The organism is Lactiplantibacillus fabifermentans DSM 21115 (assembly GCF_000498955.2).
Lineage (GTDB): Bacteria > Bacillota > Bacilli > Lactobacillales > Lactobacillaceae > Lactiplantibacillus > Lactiplantibacillus fabifermentans.
On sequence record NZ_AYGX02000146.1, the window covers coordinates 23,313 to 47,494 of the forward strand.

Consider the following 24,182-nt stretch of genomic DNA (forward strand, 5'->3'; position numbering starts at 1 on the left):
CCCACGGACGTCTTTTGAGACTTGGGTTTCAGGCTCAAAAGCGAGGTTCAAGACCGCTTCTCAGGCTTGGACCGGTCCCAGGACGATGGAATTACGGTCAGCCAACTGCGGCAATAACCAACTTCAAAGTGAAGTTCGAGACCGCTTCTCAGGCTCGACCTGGTCGCCACGGATGTGCTTGCATCAAGCTCGCGTAGTGCACCAATTCCGCAAATGCCGCTTGCAAACGGGTCGCAAAGTGGTCGCGATTCGGCGCCGCGGGCAATAACTGGCCGTTAACGTCAAAATCTTGGTCGGCTTCCCACAATAATACCGGCGTCGGTAACACCATCATCTTCAGCATTTGTAAAATTCCGACTAGCGAACTAGCGGCTAACATGCCACCATCCGTATAGTGTGAATACGTGACGATTTGGACCGGCTTATGGTCGACTTCTGGACCGACAAAATCAAGCGCGTTTTTTAAGCTACCGGTAATCGCATGGTCATACTCGGGACTCAAAATCAGGTATCCGGCTTGCGCTGAAAGCACATCTAACCACTGTTGTTCCACCGAATCCAAGTGTTGAATTGGCTGTGACAACGGCGTTTCTTCGTGGTCATAAAACGGTAACGGATAATCATGTAAATCAATAAACGTTAATTCAACATCGGTAGCGGACAGCGTTGCTTGCAAATACTTAAAGATGCGCGCCCCTAACGAATTCGTCCGCGTTGTTCCTAAGATAATACCAATTTTAGTTGTCATGGTAACAACCTCCTAAAAAGTTCTCACCATCATTTTATCACTTTAATATATTGAAAAGTAATCATAAATTATATATTAAATCATTTTGCCGTACTGAGAATCCTAAATGAGGCATCGTTAGCCCGTAATAGTGCTTAATCTGACAGCCGCGGACTAGCATCCCATTTCGAATCGCCACGTTCATTGAAGCGTAATTATTGTCGCGAATAATCGACCAAACTTCCGGCACCTTTAACGTCTCAAAAGCATACTTCTTAGCGCCCTGTGCCGCTTCAATTGCATAGCCTTGATGCCAATTTTCCCGGGGTAATAAGTACCCAATTTCGACCACCGGCTGGTCGGCGAATTGTTGCCAAGTTAAGCCACATTGGCCAATGAACCGACCGTCGTCGCGACTAATTAAGGCCCACAGTCCAAAACCATCCACTTGATAACGGCGTTGTTGATTCGCCAACCAGGCCTGAACTTCCGCCTCGCTAAAACCATGCGCATAGGCGGTCATAGTCGTTGCATCCATCAGAGTCGTTCGTAAATCAGGTAAGTCGGCCGCCGTTAAGGGGCGCGCCAACAAACGCTTGGTTTGATAAATCATCAATATTTCCTCCAGTCAAAAAAGGTCGCCGCCTGCGCGTCGACCAACTAGTTTATTCTCTTGACTGTCCAAATGCAAAATAGAGCCACGGCCCGATTGGTTGAACAAAGGCTAGTAGTAACCAGCCGATTTTGTGCCCCCGCCGCACGGATTTCGCCCGAATAATATCGGCAATCACAATACTGGTTGCGGCAAATTCAAAGGCGGCAAACGGTGCAATGCGTTGCCGAACATGTTTGGACAACTGTTTATGGTTCTGATGGTGCCCCTGACAATGTTTAAACATAATCAACGCCCCCTATTACTTTTGCCACCATTATACGCTGTTCGGCATGTAAACGCTATCTTAACTAGTAGCCACGTGGTCGCTTCGTCAAAAACTTGGTTGATGGAATTTGCAGCGCCCCAATCACATCAGGTTGTTGTAGGAGCTGGCGAATCGTTACCCCGACTTGACCCCGATCAATTGTAATTATTTGATAGCTACTACTTTCGCGAATCTCGTGTAATTGTGGGTCCGTACAGTCAATGTCATAAGCAGCCGAACCAGCGACCACGTTTAAAATATTATCACCAATCAAATAACTCGTCGGAAAATGCACGTGGCCACTAAAGACCCCGCCAATATTATGGCCGCGTAAAACCGATAGGACTTCCGCCGTATTTTGCAAAATCGCATAATGCATATTGCTCATAGTAGGGCCGTCCAACGGGTGATGCAAGAACAAGAAGGCCCGTTTGGTCGGCGCTTTTCGTAAGTGCTTCCCTAGCCACTGCAACTGATCAACGGATAACCAACCGGCTTCATAACCAGCAACTTTGGAATCCAAAAAATAAAAATCATTATTGCCCATCCGCATGCGATTCACATAATAAGGACCAGGATTGGCGGGCAAATACCCTTCATAAAAAGCCGCCCGGTCATCGTGATTACCTAAAATTACTTGCACATGACAATTGAATTCATCTTTCATCATATGAACGACGCCATGCAAACGTTGATAATCATCTGCGCAACCATCATGTATCAAATCACCAGACAGCACGATTAAGTCCGGCTGATATGGTAACGTCCGAATATCTTGGATAATGGCCGTCAATTTGGTCCAAGGATCAATAGTTTGTTGGTGAACCGGCACTTGACCATGCGGTGTCAAATGCGGATCAGAAATCTGAATAATATGCAACCGTTGCACCCTAATCACTTCTTCATCTTAGTATTCACCAAATGGCTAAATTTAGCATACCCGTCGGACGTAAATTTTCACCAACTTATCATGTAAAATAAATGTAAACATGATTCTCGTAGTGATTTTCTGCCGACTGGATTATGATAGGGGTACTAAGTTAATAAGCGAGGAATTGATTTGAAAAATATTTTAGCTGGACCACGGGTGGCCTTAGCGGTACCGCAACCCGAAGATTTCGATGAAATGAGCGACTGGTACACCGATGGCGACTTTGTCCGCAAGATGGACACCGTGGCGGCCCGTCCAATGAGTGGCCAAGAACTTGAACAAACGTATCAAAATATCGATCGTAATACTGAATACTATTTTCACGTCCACAATATCGAAGATGACCGCCTAATTGGATTTGTCACGTTATTTGATATTGAATGGAATAACCAAATCGGCCGTTTAGCGATTGCGATTGGGGATCCCGACGACCGCGGTCAAGGTTTCGGCACGGAAGCCTTAAATTTGATATTAAATTATGGTTTTCATGAGTTAAACTTATACAAAATCTGTTTGGACGTCATCGCAACAAACCAATCAGCCATCGCCGTTTATCAAAATAGCGGCTTCGAATTTGAGGGTACCAATAAGCGTGCAGTCAAGCGTGACGGGCATCGCTACGATTTATATCACATGGGCTTATTCGCCGAAGATTTTCAACCCCGGGTTAATTTTAATTAATCAATCAGCTCAATTAGTTGCAGCCGATAGCGTTTGCAATTATAATAGTCGCAGATTGATAGAAAGTGACAAACGGCCTATCAATCCTTAATATTCTTTAGTTTTTAGATTATTCGTGGCGTTGCTGCCATAACGCTACAGAATAATCACTTTCATTCATAGACTCCCCCAAGTCTAATGAATGGGGTTCATCAAAGCCCCCACTTTGATGTTTCCTACTCCTTGACCACTGCATCGGATGATGTGGTGGCTTTTTATTTACAGAGTGTAATCCCCAACGGGTTGCGTCCGAGCATTGCCTAGCCTAACTCGCTGACCGTGGCGGTTTTTGCCACGGTCGGTGAGTTAGGCGTAGCAAGCGGAGGACGCAGTTGGGAATTACACGTTTCGGCCATATCGCTAGGAAGCGGACCACAAAAAACGCAACAGCCGCTAACCATCATTAAAAATTACATATTGCACATCGCTGAAAAAACTAACAACATCCACATCAAACGCGATTAATCCCAAGTATTGCCGCCCAAAAGCATTTATAAATTTAATAATTGTGGTAACCTTCTAATCACAACCACTTAAATCGGGAGGTCACACACCATGCAAACAGAACAGTTGTTAGCCCAATTAAAAACAGCTATCCCAGAACTACTAGGCGCCAATTTAGTCGGCATTTATTTACATGGTTCTTATGTACTCGGCGGTTACAACGAAGCCGTTAGTGACTTGGATTATTTAATCGTGGTCAAAAAGCCGCTATCACCATCAATAAAACAACAACTAATGACGATTACGCTAACACAACTCTGGCCCCTAGCACCTGCTAAGGGCCTAGAATTCCACGTCCTAACGCTGGCCGCAACCCAAAATTTTCAGCAACCGTTGCCCTTCGACTTTCATTTTTCAAAGTATCATTATCAACACTATTTAGATAACCCACACCGTTATATTGTCACGATGCATGGGAGCGACCCTGACTTAGCAGCCCATTTGATGATTTTGCAAACTGCTGGCAAAGTTTTGTGGGGGCCTGCAATTGCCACCGTCTTTGCACCCGTACCAGCAACGGCGTATTGGGATAGTGTTAAATTCGATATTGCCGCTGCCCCGACCCAAATTACGCTTGACCCAATGTACACCATTCTAAATTTATGTCGCGCGTTAGCTTATCGGGAAGCACATTTGATTTTATCCAAACAAGCTGGCGGAAAATGGGGACTTAAACAGCTCCCACGGCAATATTGGCCACTGCTACGCCAAGCCTTGCGTGACTATCAAAATCAGCCTGGAATCGCGTGCTATCCGGATCAGGCTTTGCATGATTTTGCGACAATGATGCTCACTCGACTCAAGATTTAATCCTCATTAAAATGGCAGTGAAACGATGACTTTGACTGCCATTTTTTGGACACAAAAAAGGTGTTCAGTCTCCCAACTAAACACCGCCCTAAATATATAACTCCCATTTCCGATAACTAACCCCGACTGGTCACCCATCTACTACCCCTAGTAGCTGGTCCACCACCCAACATTAATTATCCACCTAATCCTCTTCAATTTCCACTACATCTTGACTGCGACGATCAATGACCCATTCTTTAACTTGGACTAATACCCAGGCAATCCCGGCCGTAAAGAGGAGTAACATCAAGGTTGACACGACGACCACTAAAATAATTTGCACTCCTTCTGCTTTTAAAACATCTAATTTAGTGACTAACGCCACGCCCGAAGGAATAAAAATCAAACTAATAATCTGAACGAAGAAGTTGCTAACACCTTCCACTTGCTCCAACTTGACCACTTTAAACGTCAACAACAAGTACAGTAAAATCATCCCAATCAAAGCTGGCGGCATCGGGAACCCCGGCCAAATCTGATTCACTAACTCGGATAACAAACTAGCTACTAATAAAATCACACCATAAATCATAATCTGTTTAATAAATGCGGCTTTTTTCATGCGGACCTCCTATCCTAATCCTACGAGACTGGCAAAACTTGGGACCATGAAGTTCACTAAAATCCCAGCGACCACGAAGGCAATCGCGCCAGTGGCTCCAGCGGCTTCACTAACTTCAATCGCTTTAGTGGCCCCAACGGCGTTACCAGCAATCCCGAAGCCTAAACCGGCGCCTAGAGGATTTTTGTGTAACTTGAACCAGCGAATAAAGTGATCGCCTAACGCATAAATTAAGACGGAGTTCAAAATAACCGCAAAGGCGGCAATCGCCGTATCACCACCAACTGATTCCGCCACTGGTAAGGCAATCGCGGTCGTCGCTGCTTGCACTAACATCGCGCCTAACGCTTCGTCGGTCAGACCCATCATTTGCGAAATCCCATAAATACCAAAGAGTGACAATAACAAGCCTAAAAACAGTGCGACTAGGATGACGTCCCAATGCTTTTTAAAAATGTCATTGCGTTTGTACAGCGGGACCGCAAACGAGACGGTGGCCGGTGCGACAAACCAGAACAACCAATCGCCACCAACTTGGTAGGCGTCATAAACTTTTTGGACGGGCGCTTTGAGAGCGGACGCAATCAATACCAATAAACCAATGCCGAGCAACATTCCGAAAAATAATGGCTGGAATAATACAAAGCGATTCGTCTTGTGATACAAATACTCGCCAATCCCATAGACTAGTACGGTCAGCCCGATACCAAAGAACGGATTATTGAGAAGAAATGCCAAAAAATTTCCTACTTTCTTTTAATTGTCGAGAGTTACAAAAAAGGCGCCCCATCCGGGTCTAGTCATCATTAAAAATGGTGGTTAGGCTCAGAACAGTGCGCCAACACGGCTCTAAAAATATTATGTCATAATTATAGCATGGCTAAGTTTTTTTTGATAGTATATAGACTCGTGCGCTTTTAATCGACGGTGTAAAACATCAATGCATAGGCGCCCACACCCGTGTGCGTCGCAATGCCCGCACCGGTTCGATCAACCACCACATCACAATGCGGCACCACTTTACTCAACAATTCTGCCGGTGCTTTGGCAACTTGTTCATCGCCAACATACGAAATCCCGGCCGCTTCCACACGGGTCGCATCGGTCAATTCCGTTAAGATTTTTTCTTGGGCTTTAATCAACGCTTTTTTACCGCGGCCCCGCGTATACAGTTTTAACTTACCATCCACGAGTTCAAAAACAAATTTCAGTTTAATCAAGTTGGTCACGACGCCCGCAATCTTAGGCACCCGTCCACCTTTAACCAAATTGTCCAAATTATCCACAAATAAATAAACATGCGTGCTCTGCCGAATAATCGCAATCTTCGCTAAGATGGCTGGCAAATCAGCCCCCGCACGCGCCATCCGGGCTGCCGTCAATACTTGAAAGGCCATCCCGCGGTCCGCAGATTGCGTATCAACAACGGTCACCTTACCATCCGCCAATTCAGCGGCTTGGCGGGCAGCATTCACAGTTCCACTGAGCGATTCCGTCATATGCAACGACAAAACTTCACTGCCATCATCGGTCAAATTATTATAGTAGGCGACAAATTCACCAATCGGTGGTTGACTGGTTGTGGGCAGCTGTTCACTGGCCGCCATCTTTTCATCAAATTCCGCCCGCGAAATGGACGTATCGGCGACTAACTCACCACCGAATCCCACTAGCAACGGCACAATGTTAATATCATATTCTTCTTGTTCCGCGGCAGTTAGTTGGACCGAGGAATCGGTGACGATTTTAATAGTCATAGCAAATCACGCTTTCGATTTATTTGTTGGCAATTATAGCATGGCTGACAATCGGCAGGGCTTTAAAGCCCGCTACGACAACGTTCATCAATTTTAACTAACTAACTTTCAGGTCTCGCATATTATAAACTTTGTAAAAATGAGCGCTTAATAGTTAATTATTCAAATCGAAATCACGGTTTTTACCATAAGCGCGTCATAATTTCTTCACGGACCCCAGTTATACTGTGTTCATAGTCATTAAGGAACTCCCCATTCCTTAATAACCACCCTAACTTAAAAAATAATTCACTTACCCTCCCCATGTAAATGAATTGATGTGTGTGTAACACCCCTAATTTAATATTTCTTCCCTTTTCTACCATACTTCCCCGGTATGGTAGTTTTTTTAGAGCGCAACCAGCCACGGGTTGCGTCTGAGCAGGCCTAACCTAACGTCAGTATCGAAGTGGGCTATGCTTCGGTACTGACGTTAGGTGTAGCCAGCGGAGGACGCAGTGGCTGGTTGCGCGTTTCGGCAATATAAATAAGGCCACCAATTGCAACACCCCAAATATAACTAAATTCGCCAAACCGAATTATTCAAACTCATATCACCCTTTTAGCCCAACAACCGTCACAATTTCTTCAAGCCGCGCCGTTATACTGTGTTCATAGTCATTAAGGAACCCCCTATTCCTTAATAACCACCCTAACTTAAAACATTCATTACTTCCTCCCCAAAAGTAAATGAATCTATGTGTGTGTAACACCCTAAATATATATTTCTTCCCTTTTCCACCATACTTCCCCGGTATGGTGGTTTTTATTTAGAGTGCTAAGGGCCACGGGTTGCGTCTGAGCAGGCCTAACCTAACGTCAGTATCGAAGTGGGTTTTGCTTCGGTGCTGACGTTAGGTGTAGCCAGCGGAGGACGCAGTGGCACTTAGCACGTTTCAGCAGCAGAGCGCAACCAGCCACGGGTTGCTCCTGAGCATTGCCTAGCCTAAGCTGATGACCTTGGCGGGCTTGGCTAAGATCATCAGCTTAGGCGTAGCAAGCGGAAGGAGCAGTGGCTGGTTGCGCGTTTCGACAATATAAATAAGGACGCCATCAGCAAAAAAATCCCTAACGCACCAAACTAGCAAAAAAACATCAATACAACCCCGAAAACGAATTATTCAAAATGACATCAATTTTTTAACCCCATTGGCATCACACTTTCTTCACCAGCGCCCGTTATACTGTGTTCATAGTCATTAAGGAACTCCCCATTCCTTAATAACCACCCTAACTTAAAATAATTCATTCCTCCCCCAAGTAATGAATCTATGTGTGTGTAACACCCTAAATATATTTCTTCCCTTTTCCACCATACTTCCCCGGTATGGTGTTTTTTTTTAGAGCGCAACCAGCCACGGGTTGCCACCGAGCATTGCCTAGCCCAAGCCGATGACCTTGGCGGGCTTTGCCAAGATCATCGGCTTAGGCGTAGCAAGCGCAGGGGGCAGTGGCTGGTTGCGCGTTTCGGCTATATAAATCAGGACGTCATCAGCAAAAATTAAAAGACCCACTACTTATCAAAAGCCCCAGTACAACCCAGAAAATGAATTATTCGCAATCACATCACTCTTTTAGCCCCATAAGCGTCACACTTTCTTCACGAGCCCCCGTTATACTGTGTTCATAGTCATTAAGGAACTCCCCATTCCTTAATAACCACCCTAACTTTAAAAATATATTTATTACCCCCCCTAAGTAATAAATAAATGTGTGTGTAACACCCCTAATTTAATATTTCTTCCCTTTTCCACCATACTTCCCCGGTATGGTGGTTTTTTTAGAGTGCGAAGTGCCACGGTTGCGTCTGATCCGGCCCAGCCTAACGTCAGCAGCGGAGGACCTTGGTGGGTTTTGCCAAGATCATCGGCTTAGGCGTAGCAAGCGCAAGAAGCAGTGGTTGGTTGCGCGTTTCGACTATATAAATGAGGACGTCATCGGCAAAAAACAATAATATTTATCCCCACACTCCCTACCAGACAATCCCAGTACAAAAAATTCCCCAAATCTGATAGAATACCCCTTAACAAACTAACTTTAAGGAGGCTCCCATTTGTTCTATTCATTCTTCGATCCAACTTACATCTTAGTCATCATCGGCCTACTGATTTCAATGGCCGCATCGGGTTACGTCAATCGGACGTTCCGTCACTATGACGAGTACCGCAGCCAATCCAACACGACCGGGACTGACGCCGCGCGGTTTATTTTAAATCAATCTGGTATTAATGATGTCGGCGTCCAAAAAATCAGTGGTGATTTAACGGATAACTACAATGGTCAAACTAAAATTTTGAGCTTGTCGACTTCAACCGCAGATTCGACTTCCGTAGCCGCGATTGGCGTGGCTGCCCATGAATGCGGGCATGCCGTTCAAGATCACGTCAACTATTGGCCAATGCGTGTGCGAACCGCTTTAGTACCAGTTGCCAATATTGGGTCGACGATTTCATTGCCGATTATCATTATTGGGGTTTTATTCAGTTACAACCAAGCCTTAATTCATTTGGGGATTGCGTTATTCTCATTAGCGTTACTATTCCAATTAGTCACGTTACCCGTCGAGTTCAACGCCTCGCGCCGCGCCTTACAAATTTTGTCAGATGGCCAAGTTTTGACCCGCGATGAAGTTCCAATGGTCCGTAAAGTCTTAGTTGCGGCCGCCTTAACGTATGTCGCCGCCGCTTTATCCACGTTCTTACAATTACTCCGATTAATTATTTTATTCGGCGGTAATCGTAACAATGACTAATAAAATTAGTTATTAAAAAGATTCCTAATACCAATTTAGTTAGGAATCTTTTTATTGAATCGGTTGATATTTTTACGTTTAAACAAACAAATATTGCTGATAACTCAATGATACCAAGCAATTGGCCGACCCACTCCTTATAGGTGTCATACACCTTTATAAATGCTTAGCGAATTCTTCACGACATTAAACCGGTTCGTTCACATATTCTTCACAGGCGCTCGGTATGATTACATCATAGCAATTGAGGTAAAACTCAAGCGCTATAACACAACCTAAAATTTTTCATTTACTCCTCCAAAGTAATGAAATTCATAGTGGCATGCGACTCCCCATCGCATGTCTACCCTACTCCTTTTTCCACCGTATTCCCCGATACGGTGGTTTTTTTGTAGAGCGTAACTGGCCACGGGTTGCTCCTGAGCATTGCCTAGCCTAAGCTGATGAACTTGGCGGTTTTTGCCGAGATCATTAGCTTAGGCGTAGCAAGCGCAGGGAGCAGTGGCTAGTTACGCGTTTCGACCAGCTAGGTAGAACCCGTAGCAAGCGGAAGCGGCAGTGGTGCTTGGCGCGTTTCGACTATTTAAATAAGGACGGCTCTAAAATCAAAAACTAAATCAGACCAACTAAAAAACATCTTCCAACACCCAAACAAACAGTTGATACTAAGCACTTTTCACTATAATCAACTAGTCATCATGTAACTAATCACTTGATAACCCACCCATTCCCAATTATTACAATTATTTTAAGACAAGGCATTATGCTTACCAATTAAAGGTGAAACCGTTATACTAATAACATGGTGACTGAATTTGTCACTCAATCACCAGAACCTTTTTCATTTACTCCTCCAAAGTTAATGAAAATTATTTCGCTGGGCACACCACCTAGCGAATTGAACTACTCCTTTTGCCGTCGCGATGAGCGATGGTTTTTTTGTAGAGCGAAACAGGTCACGGGTAGCTTTTGAGCATTGCCTAGTCCAACGGTAGTATCGAAGCGGTTTTTGCTTGGATACTATCGTTGGACGTAGCAAGCACAGAAAGCTGTGACCTGTTTCGCGTTTCGACACCACTGCCTAGTAATTCACTAGTATTAAATCCCTCTTAAGTAAAGAACAATCAGAAAGAAAAAGGCCACTTCATCTCTAAATTAAGTCAGCAAACAGAACCCAGAGATTGAAGCGGTCTTATAAGAAATATATTTTAACAAGTTTACAGTCAAATCTTGATTATTCCCCCAATTCATAGATGAAAAAAACTTGTCCGGGGATTAATGTCAGAAAAGTCAACCAGCTCAAAGTCCGTAGCGGTCAATGTCGTATGCGCCACAATATAGTCAGTCAGCGCCGGTTTAGTTAGTTCTGAACTAAACCGAAAACCAGTATTGCGATTGCCATAGGTCCGTAAATAAGTCGTCACTGGCCCTAATTGCCGGCGAAATTCTGATTCAGGCATTGACTGATTCAACTTAATTAGATACTCATTTGGTAATAATTTATCCAGATTCCATGCATTGTATTGGAAAAGCTTATTAGTCATAATGCACCTCACCTACTCCCTTTAAATCACCTATAAAATAGCGCGTGCCACGATAAATAGCAACCATAACCAACATAATTTGATGAATATTAGCGCCGCATAATTATCGACGTCAAACACCCCTCAAACTTGCATTCTCATTTTCAACGGGCGTATGATAACCATCGAGAGAATAGGAGTGATCAAATGAAAAAACGTGGGCTACTAGCAGCCGTGGGGGCACCCCTCGCGCTGTTTTCAGCAACCTTACTCGCTAGTGAGAAGTTGTATAACTTTGCGTTTAAACGGGTTGATTACATCCCCGAAACTTCCGCGGATAAACAAAAATATGCCGATGCGTATTACGCGTACGTCGCGTGGCTACATCGCCAGCCGGTGCAAAACTGGCAACTCAATATTAATGACGACGCCAATCGCTTAGTCGCCAAATACGTGCCTGCTAAAACGAATAGTCGGCGGACCGTTATTATTTCGCATGGCTATAAAGGTGACGGCGAAACAATGGCCAACTATGCTTATATGTTTAATAACATGGGTTATAACGTGTTATTACCAGATGACCGCGGCCACGGTAAGAGTGCCGGTCAATATATTAGTTTTGGCTGGCAAGACCGCCGCGACTATTTAGGCTGGATTGATGAAGTCCTCGGCCAAAACGGGACACAAAGTGAAATTATTTTATTCGGCGTTAGCATGGGCGGTGCCACGGTAGAAATGATGAGCGGTGAAAAATTGCCGCCCCAAGTCAAAGCTATCATTGCGGATTGTGGCTACACCAGCATCGAAGAAGAATTGGCCTACTTGCTCAAACGGCAATTCCATCTACCTAAATTTCCGTTCGTCCCGATTGTTAGTTTTATTAACCGCCATCGGATGGGCTACTTTTTAAGCGATGTGAGCTCTGTTGAACAATTACGGCACAATACCCGACCAATCTTTTTCATTCATGGTGAACAAGATGTCTACGTCCCCAGTTGGATGTTAAAGAAGAACTACCAAGCTGCTGGCGGACCAAAAGCAATGTGGCAAGTGCCCAATGCCACCCACGCAGAAAGTTTTTGGCTGGACCCGGCTGAATATCAAAAACACGTTAGTACCTTTTTGAAAACTTATTTACCAAAAGATTAGGTTACCAAAAAGCCATCCCAGAAAATTTTCTAGGATGGCTTTTTCAGGTTTCACTTTTAACGGACTAAAATTCGCGCTAACCGGTCCGCCATCTTCGTCAGATTTTCGGGACCTTGTTGCATCGCTTCCGCCAAAGTCGATACGTGGTCCACGATTGGCAATACGGCGGTAACCCCATGGTCGGCAAACGCTTGGTTTGAGCCCTTTTGGTTGCCGACTAACAAATAACAATTTTTATCATGTGCTTGCGCTAATTCACTAATCTGAATGGGCACTTTCCCCATAAAGCTTTGGTCATCGACTTGACCTTCGCCCGAAATCACGAAATCAACGTTAGCCACTTGCTGTTCTAAATGACTCAATTCGGCAATCAACTTAAACCCAGATTTCACCTCAGCACCTAAGAAGTAGCGCAATGCAAAACCAATGCCGCCCGCCGCGCCATCACCTAAATGATCACTCACTTGACCAGTGGCAACTTGCATATAATGTTGCATCGCGGCATCATAATCCGTGACCTGCTCAACAGGCAACCCTTTTTGCGGACCAAAAATGGCCGCCGCCCCGTCCGCACCGGTTAACGGATTAGTAACATCGGAAGCATTGACGAATTGGACGTGTTTTAACGCAGGCAAGACTTGGGTCGTATCAATGCGCACGACTCGACCTAAGTCACGTCCGACCATCGCTAACGGCTGCTCGTGGGCGTCTAGGAAACGATAGCCAAGCGCTCGCAAAATACCGGCACCCCCATCGACCGTCCCACTGCCGCCTAACCCAATAATGATTTTTGTTGCGCTACGTTCAATCGCCGCCTTAATTAACAAGCCAGTTCCGTACGTGTTCGTCTGTGCCGGTGTCTTATCGGCCGCAATAAACTGAATCCCTGAGGCGGCCGCCACTTCAATCACTGCCAACTTTTCGGTAGCAAAATAACCGTACGTTGCTTGAATGGCTTCCCCGGAAATATCCACGGTCGCAGCCGTCACCGCTTCCCCGCCCGGCTGATTGGCTAAAAAGGCGGCCACCGTCCCTTCACCCCCATCCGCAATCGCAATCTGACGACTACTAATGTCATGTTCGGCCAATTGATCCGCCACAATTTGATTAGCTTGAATACTCGTCATTGAATTTTTAAATGAATCAATCGCAATTAATGCTTCCATCGTCTTAACCTTCTTCGGTGTTTTCGTTAAGTTCAGTATAGCAATAATTGTATTTTGATAAATACATTAATCGACAAATCACTCATATCAAAAAAAGTATCGGCCAGCCGACCGATACTTTTTTGAATCTTTATTGCGGACCGTATGCCTGATTTAAGGCTTGCTCGATATCTGCTAAAACGGAAGTTGGATCTTCTAAGCCTAAATACATTCTAATATGTGATGCCGGCAAGCCTCGTTCTTGTAGATTAGCTAGATTATTGCCTTTATACGCCGGTAAGACTAGGCTTTCAAAACCGCCCCAACTTACCCCGACGGACATTACTTCTAACGCGTCGACAAATATATTCAATTTATCAAAATCATCATCAACCAAGTCAATCGCAAACAAGGAGCCATAGCCCGTTAAATACGTATCCGCCAATTCCCGTTGCTGCGCGTTGCCAACCACCAACTAAAAATCCTGAGAATAAGAACGGCGTTGCCCATGGTGCTTGCACATTAGTAAACATCGGCATAAAGCCAACCGACATTGAAAGATAAGCAATGCTTACCGATAATACCGGTGCCAACACGATTGGAATTAAAATCAACGGGTTAAAAATAACGGGTAATCCAAATATCAACGGTTCATTGATGTTGAAAAATGCGGGAATAAATGACACTTTAGTCATCGATTTCATGCGCGCAGAACGGCCAATAATAAACATCGAGATGGCCAAACCAATCGTACAGCCAGCCCCACCGATGGTCGCAAATTGATCTAACATTTGCACCGTTCCAAAGTTACCGGAATGCGTCGTTAATTTTCCTAAGGCTGACAATGATTGATTTTTATCAGCATTGGCGTACAAAATTGGATAAATCATTGAATTGATAACTGTTGGGTGAATCCCAAACCACCATAACAAACCATTCAAACCAGCCACCAAGATAATGGCAAATGGCGAACCAATGATGCCTTGTAGTGGCGCTTGGATAATGGTATAAATCAATTGTGGGAATGATCCAGCCGCGACAATTCCGACCCCATTAATAATCAGGGAAATACAGGCGATTAAGATACCCGGAATTAACGCACTGAAAGCTTTGCTAACCATCGTCGGCACACTTTCAGGCATTTTAATCATTAAGTTCTTGCGAATACAAAAACGGGTGATTTCCACCGATAAGATTGCCATAATAATTGCTGTAATAACGCCTTGAGTCCCAGTCCAAGTAAATGACAAGACATCTGGAATGACTTCGCCAGATTTGGCAGTCACCGTTTTTGGTAACACGATGACGTATGAGACAATCCCTAAAATCATCGATGTCAGTTTATCCATCTTATAGCTTTCGGCTAATTTATAAGACATCGTCCCGACAAACATGAGCCCCATCATATTGAAGGTTGCCCGATAAGCCGGTGAAATAAAGGTCGTCCAATCTTTACCAAAAATTGAAGCCATCATGTCGGCATAACCGGCAATTGGGAAGTCCGTAATTAACATAAAAATTGAACCAATAATTGTTAATGGCATAATTGCAAAAAATCCATTACGTAGTGCTTGGAAGTAGCGTAAGTTTGTAATCTTCGCTACTTTCGGAACCATGTAGCGTTCAACCCAACTCGTAACTTTATCCATGTGTTTCCCCTCCGCTTGCTTTTTTTATTATCATAGCGGCTGTCAAAATACATGTAAACGTTTTCAAAACAACTAGTAACTTTGTGCCGGACTTCTTGTTAAAAGACAGCTTAAAACTGGCACTAAGTTTCAGAAAGCGGTTAGTTAGATGAACTTAATCAATAAACTTAAACAACAGAATCTATTTAGTTACAATGAGCAGCTCATTGTTGACTACTTATTGGCGCACCCCGAGCGTAGCCTGAAAATGAGCATCTATGAATTGGCCACACAAACGCATTCGTCCACATCAACGATTGTCCGACTATGTAAACGTTGCGAGCTCAGCGGTTTTAAAGAATTTAAAATCGTCTTTGCACGTGACTTGGAGAACTATTACCAACAAGTTAAAAATATCGATGCCAATAATCCCTTCGATCAACAAGATACTGATTTAATGATTGCCAACAAAATTGCCAAATTGACTAGTGAAACTGTTATGACCACGCAGCGTTTATTGTCAGACCATAAACTAAAACACGCCACTGAAATGCTACTGGCTGCACAAAACATTTATGCAATTGGCGTTAGTGGTAACTTTATTCGGCTGCGTGATTTTCAATTGAAACTACTACGGATTGGCTATTGTATTCGGACCTTTGATCTACAAGCCGAACAATACTACTTAGCACTAAATTCACACCCTCAAGACATCGCCTTGATCGTTTCATACAGTGGCACCACTGCTGAAGTCGTTAACGATGCGAAAACCTTTTATCAAAATCACACACCGATTTTAGCCATTACGGGCGATGAACACAGTCCACTGGCTAAATACGCGACCGAATTATTACTACTCCCTACCCATGAACGCACGACTTATAAAGTTTCCAATTTTTCTTCGCAATTGGCTGTCGAATACTTATTGAACGTTTTATACTCGTGTATTTTCAATCGCAATTTTGAGAAAAACTATCTTAGTCAAAAGCCAACGCCAATTTCAAAATTTGACTTTTAGCTTTAAAATCATTATGGCAACGCGACTTATATCATAAATTTCATTAATAATCGCTATTAACCAGTAACCCTAACCACTAGATGGCATCAAAAATAGCGCCGCTACTTCTAAAATGTAGCGACGCTATTTGCGTTAACTGATCTCGAGTTCAATTAAAATCAAACCACCCGGAAGTCCGGCGGGCAGTGTGAACGTGTTGAAAGTTCTCTTAGCTGAGTGTTTTTCTCGGCTTAGAGAACCGGTATCTTTCAAGATTCGCGGGTTTGGCGGAGCTTGAAAGTGAGGTTGGTGACCGCTTTTTGGCACCGGCCGGTCGCAGCTCGAGAACGCTGCCTGCCGGACTGGCGGGTCAATCCACGAAACGTGTCAAGACACTTATTCTTCGTACAAATAACCCGCTAATCGTAATGATTTCTTAATCGCGACTAATTGTTCTGGGGTATCGTAAGCAATCGTATGCATGTGCAAGCCATCGGTTAATTCAGATAACAAATGACCTTGGTGTTGTTTGGCATGCGCTAAAAACAAATTAAGATCACCGACTGTGCCAATCTCGAGCGATCCGCGTAACTGCCCATACAACGGGTGTTCAATCATGACATCTTTAATAATCCCACCAGCCGCGATAATCCGTTGCATCTCATCTTGCGTATCACTGGGAAAATGCCGACAAACTAACACGGCAGTTGGTTGCGCCGTATTTTCATATTGATAGCCCCGCAAAGTTGCGACAATCGCGTCACCATTGGCTCGTAGCAATGAGATGTCCCCAACAATCGTTTGGCGACTAACGCCTAATTGGCGAGCTAAGCTGCTAGCACTGATTGGGTCAGTGTTAGCGGATAATTGTGCTTGGATTTGTGCGCGTCGTTGTGCTCCCGTCATATGTTCCGCTCCATTCCGTTTATGAATATGACTAGTTTACCAGAAATGGTTCGCGTTGGTAATTAGTTTCCCCTTTTCGTTCAATCAAATTTGTGCTACACTAATTGCAATTCTTATGGGGTGTCAAGACAGTTTGTTTTGTCAGAAAGGATACGATTATGCGGCAACTTTCGTTACTTACAGATTTATATGAATTTTCAATGGCCAACGGATTTCAACAAGAATTACCCGACACTTGGGGGACTTTCGATGTTTTCTTTCGGAAAGTACCGGACCATGGTAGTTTTGTTATCAGCGCCGGCTTACAGCAAGTTGTTGAAGCATTACAACAATTCACGTTCACGGCGGCAGACCTCACCTACTTTAAAAGTTTAGACTTGTGGGATGATGATTTTCTCGATTACTTAGCTAGCTTCCAAATGCAATGCAAGTTAACGGCCGTGCCTGAAGGGACACCGGTCTTTCCACGCGAACCGTTCTTAACGATTGAAGGACCGCTGGCGCAAGCCCAATTATTAGAAACGCTCATCTTAAATATCGTTAATCATCAATCCTTAATTGCGACTAAAGCCCGCCGGATGACTTATGCAGCTAATGGTCGGCCCATCATGGAATTTGGTGCTCGCCGCGCGCAAGGTCCTGATAGTGCTGTTTATGGTACCCGGGCCGCCATTATCGGTGGCGCCCTGAGTACCTCGAACGTCTTGGCCGCACAACAATTTGATATTCCCGTCGCAGGTACGATGGCCCACAGCTGGATTCAAGCTTTCGATGACGAATTGACCGCCTTTCGGACTTGGGCCAAACATTATCCAGACAACAGTGCGTTACTCGTTGACACGTATGATGTCTTGACTTCCGGAGTGCCCAACGCGATCACCGTCTTTCAAGAATTACGGGCACAAGGCCATGAACCGGTGGGAATTCGAATTGATTCAGGTGACGTAGCCGCTTTGACGACACAAGCGCGCGCCATGCTAGATGCCGCGGGCTTTCCTAACGCTAAAATTACGATTTCAAACGCCCTCGATGAAACGATTATCACGTCGTTATTGCATCAAGGCGCCCCAGTCGACAACTTCGGTATCGGTGAAAATCTAATCACGAGTGCCTCCGCTCCAGTTTTGAGCGGCGTTTATAAGCTCGCCGCCGTTGAACAAGACGGCCATTGTATTCCTAAAATTAAAATCAGTGCAAGTCGGGCCAAATTAACGATGCCCGGTAAAAAACAAGTCTATCGGCTCTACCGCCCAGGAACCAACGTGGCTTTTGCCGATCTAATTGCCTTACAAAACGAACCGGTCACCACATTGAAAGAACTGGCCGTCTATGACAGCAATCCCATCAACTTAAAGGCCCAACGCCCACTAACCGACTTTGAAGCCCGGCCCCTCTTAAAGGCCACCGACTTAAGTGCGAACGATTTTCCATCACTAGCAACGATTCGCAAGCACAGTCAAGCCCAACTAGAAACCTTACCCGCGCCAACGCAACGGTTAGTCAATCCGGATGAATACCCAGTTTACATGACTGCGGCTTTAGCCGAACTACAAGCCCAACTGGCGGCCGTGGACTAAATAAAATCCGATTCCACCCAAACATCAAAATACGGCATTTATCACTAAGCCGTACTTGATGTTTTTTTGCGAATCCACACTATCTATTCCGATACACCAACTGATTATTTACCTGACTAACTCACTCGATATTTTCACAACTAAACAAGCGGTGAATACAAGAAAACGGCGCGGCCACGAAAAATTCGTAGCTGCGCCGTTATGACTTTTAAAATCTATTAAGCAGTTGGCTGACCGTAATGGAATCGTCCTGAAAGTGGCGTTAACGGGCGTTTTTTGGCCGTTTACACCACGGACGTCTTTTGAGACTTGGGTTTCAGGCTCAAAAGCGAGGTCCAAGACCGCTTCTCAGGCTTGGACCGGTCCCAGGACGATGGAATTACGGTCAGCCAACTGCGACAATCAATATCAAACTTTAGTCATCTAACCCCAAGCGTTCGAAGATATCGTCAACGTGGCGTAAATGATAGTGGTAATCAAAGGCATCATCAATGGCCGCTTGGTCCAAGTGTTGCCGGATTTCGGCGTTACCTTCAACTAATGGCTTGAATTGCAAATGTTCGTCCCATGACTTGGCCGTCAATGGTTGCACTAAGTCGTAGGCATTTTCCCGCGACATCCCGGTGTCGATTAACTTCAATAAGACGCGTTGGCTATAAATCAAGCCGTAAGTGGCGTCCATATTTGATTTCATCCGATCTGGGAAGACCGTTAACGTCCCGATAATCTTGTTGATGCGCGTTAAGATATAGTCCGTCAAAATCGTGGTATCAGGTAAGATAATCCGTTCAGCAGATGAATGCGAAATATCGCGTTCATGCCACAATGGCACATCTTCATACGCGGTCATCATATGTCCCCGAATAACTCGTGCCAGCCCCGTCACATTTTCAGAACCGATGGGATTCCGTTTATGTGGCATCGCTGATGACCCCTTTTGACCTTTATTAAAGAATTCTTCCACTTCATGGGTTTCCGACTTTTGTAATCCCCGAATTTCAGTGGCAAAAACTTCCACACTCGTGGCGATTAACGCCAAGGTGGCAATATATTCCGCATGTAAATCCCGTGGTAACACTTGCGTTGAGATTTCTTGAGCGCGAATTCCTAATTTGTCACAAACAAATTGTTCCACAAATGGTGGAATGTTCGCAAAAGTCCCAACGGCCCCACTAATTTTACCCGCTTCAACGCCAGCAGCGGCGTGTTCGAAACGTTCAATATCGCGGTTAATTTCCGAATACCAACGAGCGAGCTTCAACCCAAACGTCGTTGGTTCGGCATGAACACCATGGGTCCGGCCCATTTCAACGGTGTACTTATATTTTTTAGCTTGTGCAGCTAACGTTGCTCGTAAATCTTGTAAATCTTGACGAATAATGGCATTGGCTTGTTTTAAGCGGTAGCCTTGCGCGGTATCTACCACGTCGGTACTCGTTAAACCATAGTGGACCCATTTCCGTTCGTCACCGAGTGATTCGGAAACGTCGCGCGTAAAGGCGACCACATCATGGTGGGTTACAGCTTCAATTTCCGCAATCCGGTCAACATCAAATTTAGCATTATCACGGATCTTCGCGACATCTTCAGCGGGGATCTTACCTAACTGCGCCCAGGCTTCATCGGCAGCAACTTCGACTTCCAACCAAGCTTGGTACTGGTTTTCAAGGGACCACACTTTGCCCATTTCGGGCCGCGTATAACGATCAATCATTGCTAATCCTCATTTCTATTTACTGATTTACTAACAAAACACGAACATTATTATAGCATAGTCGCTGTTTAATTAATAGTAACGAACGATGAAAAAGTAACGTTGTTTTTCATTCGTTTGCATATAAAAATCCTAATATCGCAATATTCAAGCGATAACCATGAACATTAAAGAAACCGTAAATTAAGAACATTCGGATTTAGCCTTGCACTCCCACGTAAAAATTGCTATACTCATTGCTGTTGGAGTGGTGAACATTCTGCCACTCATTGCTATTAATCATTCATAATTAAAATAATTTAATGAGGTGGAAAACATGGCATCAGTCGTAGTAGTAGGTAGCCAATGGGGCGATGAAGGTAAAGGAAAAATCACGGACTTTTTAAGTCAGGAAGCAGATGTGGTATCACGTTACCAAGGCGGCGATAACGCCGGCCACACCATCGTATTTAATGGTAAAACTTTCAAATTACGGCTGATTCCATCCGGGATTTTCTTCCATGATAAGATCAGCATCATCGGTAACGGGGTCGTTTTAAATCCGAAATCATTAGTTGAAGAACTACAATACTTACGTGATAACGGTGTTGAACCAGACAACTTACGAATTTCAAACCGGGCCCACATCATCTTGCCTTACCACATCGTTTTAGATGGTGCGCAAGAAAAAGCCAAAGCCGGTGGCAAGATTGGAACAACCAACAAAGGGATTGGCCCAGCTTACATGGATAAGGCCGAACGGATTGGGATTCGCGTGGCGGACTTATTAGACAAAGATACGTTTGCGGCCTTACTCAAACGAAACCTCGCAGAAAAGAACCAAATCATCACGAAATTATACGGTTTAGAACCCGTTAAGTTCGATGATATTTTCGAAGACTACTATAACTATGGTCAACAATTGAAGCCATTCGTCACCGATACTTCCGTTGTCATCAACGACGCCTTGGATGATGGCAAACGCGTACTCTTTGAAGGCGCGCAAGGTGTCATGTTAGATATCGACCAAGGGACTTACCCTTACGTCACTTCTTCTAACCCCGTCGCGGGGGGCGTCACGATTGGTAGTGGCGTTGGCCCTTCTAAGATTGACAACTGTGTCGGCGTCTTAAAGGCGTACACTTCCCGCGTTGGTGATGGGCCTTTCCCAACTGAATTATTTGACGAAGTTGGGAACTTCATTCGTGAAACTGCCCATGAATACGGGACCGTTACGAAACGGCCCCGGCGGATTGGTTGGTTTGACAGTGTCGTCTTACGCCATGCGAAACGCGTTTCTGGTTTGACCCATTTAAGTTTAAACTGTTTAGACGTTTTGACCGGTTTAAAGACGATCAAGATTTGTACCGCTTATGACTTAAACGGCAAGACCATCTATCATTACCCAGCCAGCTTGAAAGAACTCGAAGCTTGCAAGCCAATCTACGACGAATTACCAGGTTGGGATGAAGACATTACCGGCGTGAAGACGTTAGCTGAATTACCTGAAAATGCTCAAAACTACTTGAAGCGTATTGAAGAATTAGTCGGCGTCAAGATTGCGACCTTCTCAGTCGGTCCTGACCGCGACCAAACTAACGTTATTGACCACGACATCTGGGACTAAACGAAGGAGTTTTTGAACCATGGAAATTTTTGATTACGAAGATATTCAATTAATTCCGAATAAATGTGTCATTAACAGCCGTTCGGAAGCTGACACGACCGTGGAACTGGGCGGCCGGACTTTTAAAATTCCCGTTGTCCCCGCTAACATGGCGACTGTTATCAACGATGACTTAGCCAAATGGTTAGCTAGCAACAACTACTTCTACATCATGCACCGCTTCGCTCCCGAAAAACGGCGGGTCTTCATCGAAAGCATGCATGCGGATAACTTATTTGCCTCCATCTCGGTTGGGGTCAAAGCCAGTGAATACGACTTTATCGATGATTTAGCGGCGGCCAACGTGGTCCCTGAATATATCACAATTGATATCGCTCACGGCCATGCTGACAGCGTCATTGACATGATCAAGCACATCAAAGACGTCTTACCGGACAGCTTTGTGATTGCTGGTAACGTGGCGACCCCCGCGGCCGTCCGTGACTTAGAGAATGCGGGTGCTGATGCGACTAAAGTCGGGGTTGGCCCTGGTAAAGCTTGTATCACGAAGATTAAGACCGGTTTTGGGACCGGTGGTTGGCAATTAGCTGCCGTCCGCTGGTGTGCCAAAGCTGCCCGCAAACCAATCATCGCTGATGGTGGTGTGCGGACGAACGGTGATATCGCCAAATCAATTCGTTTTGGCGCCACGATGGTCATGATTGGCTCGATGTTAGCTGGGCATCAAGAATCACCCGGTAACATCATCAAGATTGACGGCAAAACTTACAAACAATATTATGGTTCCGCCAGCGAAACGCAAAAGGGCGAACATAAAAACGTTGAAGGTAAGCAAATGCTCGTCCCATATCGCGGGCACTTGGATGATACCTTAAATGAAATGCAAGAAGACTTACAATCCTCAATCTCATATGCGGGTGGTCGCGACCTCAAAGCGATTACTAAATGCGATTACGTGGTCGTTAAAAATTCCATTTATAACGGTGACTAATCATTTACTAAAAAGAATTTCGTCGAAAATGACGAAATTCTTTTTGTTTTTACCTGACGACTAGCAATGAAAGCGGTTATACTTAAGAAAACAACTAAGTGAGGTAAGCAGCATGGAACATAATCGGGTTTTACGTCTCGAGCACGGCATTAATTTTCGCGAACTGGGTGGTTACGCCACCACTAGCGGCCACACGTTGAAGTGGCAAAAATTATTGCGTTGCGGCGGGATGTCGTTATTGACCAACAACGATTTAGATTATTTAGACCGCTATGGCCTGCGTTACGACATCGACTTGCGGCAAGCGAGTGAAGCCGAGATGTCTCCAGACCGTTACCCGCTAACGACCAAATATATGAACACGTCAGTCTATCCATTTACGGACAATCGCCGTTTTGACCGCCGTTTAAAGCGACTCATCAAACGCGTTGTCATTGACGATAGTTTTAACGCGCAAACCTATGCCCAGATGGTCACGGACAGTCATCCAGTCAAAGTATGGCAAAATATGTTCGCCACCCTCCTCGCCAATGACCAGCCTGACCAGTCCGTATTATTCCATTGCGCAGCTGGCAAAGACCGGACTGGGGTGGCGGGTGCGTTAATTATGACCGCCCTTGACGTCCCGCGTGACACCATTCTCCAGGACTATTTACTAACCAACGCCGTCTTCATGGCAGCCGACTCGATGGATAACGCCTCAATTATTACCGAAGCCAACAACGGTGATCTAGCGAGCCACTTCAACGCCTCACTAGGCGTCGACGCCGACAACTTAAAGATGGTCTTCCGCGTCTTCGACGACCTCTACGGCGATGGCTTAGGCTACTTACGCGAAGTTTTAGGACTAACCGTTGCGGATATTAACGACTTGAAGAAATTGTATTTAGACTAAATATCCAATCAGTCGCTGCGAATGTTGGCCCTCCAGCCCGGCGACCAGTGTTCTCGAGCTGCGATCGGTTGGCGCCAAAAAGCGGTCACCAACCTCACTTTCAAGCCCCGCAAAACCCACGGATCTTGAAAGATGCCGGTTCTCTAAGCTGAGAAGCCCCCTCAGCTAAGAGAACTTTCAGCACGTTCACACGGACCGCCGGACTTCCGGGGTGCTTTGATTTCAATTGAACATATGGTAGATTGCAAATTTAATCCGAATTTTTGGACAAATTGTTCAGCATAACC

Annotated in this window: 21 protein-coding genes and 1 pseudogene; 9 read left to right on the plus strand and 13 right to left on the minus strand. The window is 45.0% G+C overall.

The annotated features are described in order from the left end of the window. Positions 1-148: 148 nt before the first annotated feature. From DY78_RS12440 to DY78_RS12455, 4 genes are all read right to left on the minus strand, one after another. A complete protein-coding gene (locus tag DY78_RS12440; protein ID WP_033614495.1) occupies positions 149-748 on the minus strand; it encodes an NADPH-dependent FMN reductase in 600 nt (199 codons plus the stop codon). Between the two features lie 61 nt (positions 749-809). Further along, on the minus strand, positions 810-1,340 hold the full coding sequence (locus DY78_RS12445; RefSeq protein WP_024624553.1) for a GNAT family N-acetyltransferase: 531 nt from the start codon (positions 1,338-1,340) through the stop codon (positions 810-812). A 52-nt stretch (positions 1,341-1,392) separates the two neighbouring features. Next, on the minus strand, positions 1,393-1,626 hold the full coding sequence (locus DY78_RS12450) for a PLD nuclease N-terminal domain-containing protein (protein WP_051385211.1): 234 nt from the start codon (positions 1,624-1,626) through the stop codon (positions 1,393-1,395). 64 nt (positions 1,627-1,690) lie between these two features. Next, positions 1,691-2,536 carry a metallophosphoesterase family protein gene (locus DY78_RS12455; RefSeq protein WP_024624555.1) on the minus strand — a complete coding sequence of 282 codons (846 nt, stop codon included), beginning with the start codon at positions 2,534-2,536 and terminating at the stop codon, positions 1,691-1,693. Positions 2,537-2,707: 171 nt separating this feature from the next. On the opposite strand from DY78_RS12455, the gene DY78_RS12460 reads away from it, so the two are divergent. Further along, positions 2,708-3,259: a GNAT family N-acetyltransferase gene (locus tag DY78_RS12460; protein WP_024624556.1), complete on the plus strand. Its 552-nt coding sequence runs from the start codon at positions 2,708-2,710 to the stop codon at positions 3,257-3,259. Between the two features lie 594 nt (positions 3,260-3,853). Next, a complete protein-coding gene (locus tag DY78_RS12465; RefSeq protein ID WP_024624557.1) occupies positions 3,854-4,612 on the plus strand; it encodes an aminoglycoside adenylyltransferase domain-containing protein in 759 nt (252 codons plus the stop codon). Positions 4,613-4,796: 184 nt separating this feature from the next. On the opposite strand, the gene DY78_RS12470 is transcribed toward DY78_RS12465, so the two are convergent. From DY78_RS12470 to DY78_RS12480, 3 genes are all read right to left on the minus strand, one after another. Further along, positions 4,797-5,216, minus strand: a complete 420-nt coding sequence (locus DY78_RS12470) for a CidA/LrgA family protein (RefSeq protein ID WP_024624558.1) — start codon at positions 5,214-5,216, stop codon at positions 4,797-4,799. A gap of 9 nt (positions 5,217-5,225) precedes the next feature. Next, positions 5,226-5,954, minus strand: coding sequence for an LrgB family protein (locus tag DY78_RS12475; protein WP_024624559.1), 729 nt, complete (start codon positions 5,952-5,954; stop codon positions 5,226-5,228). A gap of 179 nt (positions 5,955-6,133) precedes the next feature. Next, positions 6,134-6,973, minus strand: a complete 840-nt coding sequence (locus DY78_RS12480; protein ID WP_024624560.1) for a DegV family protein — start codon at positions 6,971-6,973, stop codon at positions 6,134-6,136. Between the two features lie 2,092 nt (positions 6,974-9,065). Between DY78_RS12480 and DY78_RS12485 the strand changes: the two genes are divergently transcribed. After that, positions 9,066-9,764: a zinc metallopeptidase gene (locus DY78_RS12485; RefSeq protein ID WP_024624561.1), complete on the plus strand. Its 699-nt coding sequence runs from the start codon at positions 9,066-9,068 to the stop codon at positions 9,762-9,764. A 1,247-nt stretch (positions 9,765-11,011) separates the two neighbouring features. On the opposite strand, the gene DY78_RS12490 is transcribed toward DY78_RS12485, so the two are convergent. Beyond that, positions 11,012-11,308 carry a hypothetical protein gene (locus DY78_RS12490; RefSeq protein ID WP_024624562.1) on the minus strand — a complete coding sequence of 99 codons (297 nt, stop codon included), beginning with the start codon at positions 11,306-11,308 and terminating at the stop codon, positions 11,012-11,014. A 186-nt stretch (positions 11,309-11,494) separates the two neighbouring features. Here DY78_RS12490 and DY78_RS12495 point away from each other — a divergent pair, with 186 nt between their 5' ends. Beyond that, positions 11,495-12,436, plus strand: a complete 942-nt coding sequence (locus DY78_RS12495) for an alpha/beta hydrolase (protein ID WP_024624563.1) — start codon at positions 11,495-11,497, stop codon at positions 12,434-12,436. Between the two features lie 56 nt (positions 12,437-12,492). On the opposite strand, the gene DY78_RS12500 is transcribed toward DY78_RS12495, so the two are convergent. From DY78_RS12500 to DY78_RS12510, 3 genes and pseudogenes are all read right to left on the minus strand, one after another. Continuing rightward, a complete protein-coding gene (locus DY78_RS12500) occupies positions 12,493-13,602 on the minus strand; it encodes a glycerate kinase (RefSeq protein ID WP_024624564.1) in 1,110 nt (369 codons plus the stop codon). Between the two features lie 130 nt (positions 13,603-13,732). Continuing rightward, positions 13,733-14,050: pseudogene (locus DY78_RS12505) on the minus strand (PLP-dependent transferase); the annotation flags it as partial. Continuing rightward, the gene (locus DY78_RS12510) at positions 13,980-15,230 is read right to left on the minus strand and encodes a PTS sugar transporter subunit IIC (protein ID WP_024624566.1); all 1,251 of its coding nucleotides are present in this window, start codon (positions 15,228-15,230) and stop codon (positions 13,980-13,982) included. The gene DY78_RS12510 and the pseudogene DY78_RS12505, both read right to left, overlap by 71 nt. Before the next feature lie 148 nt (positions 15,231-15,378). On the opposite strand from DY78_RS12510, the gene DY78_RS12515 reads away from it, so the two are divergent. Next, a complete protein-coding gene (locus DY78_RS12515; protein WP_024624567.1) occupies positions 15,379-16,227 on the plus strand; it encodes a MurR/RpiR family transcriptional regulator in 849 nt (282 codons plus the stop codon). Positions 16,228-16,602: 375 nt separating this feature from the next. Here DY78_RS12515 and DY78_RS12520 read toward each other — a convergent pair whose 3' ends face one another. Then, entirely contained in the window at positions 16,603-17,112 is a 510-nt protein-coding gene (locus DY78_RS12520) for a transcription repressor NadR (RefSeq protein WP_024624568.1), read from the minus strand. 158 nt (positions 17,113-17,270) lie between these two features. Here DY78_RS12520 and DY78_RS12525 point away from each other — a divergent pair, with 158 nt between their 5' ends. Then, positions 17,271-18,689 (plus strand): nicotinate phosphoribosyltransferase, encoded by a 1,419-nt coding sequence (locus tag DY78_RS12525; protein WP_024624569.1) that lies wholly within the window; start codon positions 17,271-17,273, stop codon positions 18,687-18,689. A gap of 415 nt (positions 18,690-19,104) precedes the next feature. On the opposite strand, the gene purB is transcribed toward DY78_RS12525, so the two are convergent. Continuing rightward, positions 19,105-20,403, minus strand: coding sequence for an adenylosuccinate lyase (purB, locus tag DY78_RS12530; protein ID WP_024624570.1), 1,299 nt, complete (start codon positions 20,401-20,403; stop codon positions 19,105-19,107). Between the two features lie 316 nt (positions 20,404-20,719). Between purB and DY78_RS12535 the strand changes: the two genes are divergently transcribed. From DY78_RS12535 to DY78_RS12545, 3 genes are all read left to right on the plus strand, one after another. After that, positions 20,720-22,009: an adenylosuccinate synthase gene (locus tag DY78_RS12535; protein ID WP_024624571.1), complete on the plus strand. Its 1,290-nt coding sequence runs from the start codon at positions 20,720-20,722 to the stop codon at positions 22,007-22,009. 19 nt (positions 22,010-22,028) lie between these two features. Beyond that, positions 22,029-23,000, plus strand: coding sequence for a GMP reductase (locus tag DY78_RS12540; protein WP_024624572.1), 972 nt, complete (start codon positions 22,029-22,031; stop codon positions 22,998-23,000). A gap of 112 nt (positions 23,001-23,112) precedes the next feature. Further along, positions 23,113-23,895 (plus strand): tyrosine-protein phosphatase, encoded by a 783-nt coding sequence (locus tag DY78_RS12545; protein WP_024624573.1) that lies wholly within the window; start codon positions 23,113-23,115, stop codon positions 23,893-23,895. Positions 23,896-24,182: the final 287 nt, after the last annotated feature.

What these genes read in the sequence shown, in the direction of transcription:
- purB (WP_024624570.1), bottom strand. Translation starts at nt 20,403, where the DNA reads ATGATTGATCGTTATACGCGGCCCGAAATGGGCAAAGTGTGGTCCCTT.
- DY78_RS12500 (WP_024624564.1), bottom strand. Translation starts at nt 13,602, where the DNA reads ATGGAAGCATTAATTGCGATTGATTCATTTAAAAATTCAATGACGAGT.
- DY78_RS12470 (WP_024624558.1), bottom strand. Translation starts at nt 5,216, where the DNA reads ATGAAAAAAGCCGCATTTATTAAACAGATTATGATTTATGGTGTGATT.
- DY78_RS12535 (WP_024624571.1), top strand. Translation starts at nt 20,720, where the DNA reads ATGGCATCAGTCGTAGTAGTAGGTAGCCAATGGGGCGATGAAGGTAAA.
- DY78_RS12465 (WP_024624557.1), top strand. Translation starts at nt 3,854, where the DNA reads ATGCAAACAGAACAGTTGTTAGCCCAATTAAAAACAGCTATCCCAGAA.
- DY78_RS12545 (WP_024624573.1), top strand. Translation starts at nt 23,113, where the DNA reads ATGGAACATAATCGGGTTTTACGTCTCGAGCACGGCATTAATTTTCGC.
- DY78_RS12525 (WP_024624569.1), top strand. Translation starts at nt 17,271, where the DNA reads ATGCGGCAACTTTCGTTACTTACAGATTTATATGAATTTTCAATGGCC.
- DY78_RS12445 (WP_024624553.1), bottom strand. Translation starts at nt 1,340, where the DNA reads ATGATTTATCAAACCAAGCGTTTGTTGGCGCGCCCCTTAACGGCGGCC.
- DY78_RS12495 (WP_024624563.1), top strand. Translation starts at nt 11,495, where the DNA reads ATGAAAAAACGTGGGCTACTAGCAGCCGTGGGGGCACCCCTCGCGCTG.
- DY78_RS12440 (WP_033614495.1), bottom strand. Translation starts at nt 748, where the DNA reads ATGACAACTAAAATTGGTATTATCTTAGGAACAACGCGGACGAATTCG.
- DY78_RS12520 (WP_024624568.1), bottom strand. Translation starts at nt 17,112, where the DNA reads ATGACGGGAGCACAACGACGCGCACAAATCCAAGCACAATTATCCGCT.
- DY78_RS12515 (WP_024624567.1), top strand. Translation starts at nt 15,379, where the DNA reads ATGAACTTAATCAATAAACTTAAACAACAGAATCTATTTAGTTACAAT.
- DY78_RS12540 (WP_024624572.1), top strand. Translation starts at nt 22,029, where the DNA reads ATGGAAATTTTTGATTACGAAGATATTCAATTAATTCCGAATAAATGT.
- DY78_RS12480 (WP_024624560.1), bottom strand. Translation starts at nt 6,973, where the DNA reads ATGACTATTAAAATCGTCACCGATTCCTCGGTCCAACTAACTGCCGCG.
- DY78_RS12510 (WP_024624566.1), bottom strand. Translation starts at nt 15,230, where the DNA reads ATGGATAAAGTTACGAGTTGGGTTGAACGCTACATGGTTCCGAAAGTA.
- DY78_RS12490 (WP_024624562.1), bottom strand. Translation starts at nt 11,308, where the DNA reads ATGACTAATAAGCTTTTCCAATACAATGCATGGAATCTGGATAAATTA.
- DY78_RS12450 (WP_051385211.1), bottom strand. Translation starts at nt 1,626, where the DNA reads ATGTTTAAACATTGTCAGGGGCACCATCAGAACCATAAACAGTTGTCC.